The 522-nt window shown below is 47.3% G+C and carries 1 pseudogene; it reads right to left on the bottom strand.

Annotation, left to right across the window (positions count from 1 at the left end):
* A pseudogene (locus IE163_RS18050) lies at nucleotides 1–522 on the bottom strand (DUF6444 domain-containing protein); the annotation flags it as partial.

Below are 522 nucleotides of genomic sequence, written 5' to 3'. Positions count from 1 at the left end.
TGCTTTACAATTACGTCTGGTTCTGCTATAGTCTGCAGTGTGTGACCCTTGTGGCCAGGCTGTCCACCGCTCGGCTTTCCGCTTGGCTTACGAAGAGACTTTGTCCTGCGCAGCTCACGGGAAGCGATACTTTCTTGGGATGGAGGGATACTGCTGTTACTGCTGTTTTTCTCGGGCTTTCCTGGTGTACTTGATGTATCGTCATCAGCACCCTCGAGTTCCTTGATGCGCTTTTCAGCAACGGCTAGTTCAGCCTTTGTGGAAGCAAGTTCTGTCTTTAGATTATGTATCTCTACGTCCTTCTGGTTAATGACACGATTGAGGCGTCCGATCTCCTCTGTCTTCTCGGAGTCGGACTTCTCAAGCTTGCGCAGACGCTGGTTTATCTGGCGCAAAACAATATCTATGTCAGTACAGTCGTTTGCCATTGTTTTTGGTGCAAAGATAAGCATTTTTATCCACATGGCAAAATCACGATTTACATCCCTTAACGCAGACTTTTGACTTACGGGGAATGCAAAA

Origin of the sequence: Alishewanella longhuensis, from assembly GCF_014653435.1 — a bacterium.
GTDB lineage: Bacteria > Pseudomonadota > Gammaproteobacteria > Enterobacterales > Alteromonadaceae > Alishewanella > Alishewanella longhuensis.
Note: the sequence above shows the minus strand (reverse complement) of the source record. Positions and strands in the feature narration are given on the sequence as shown.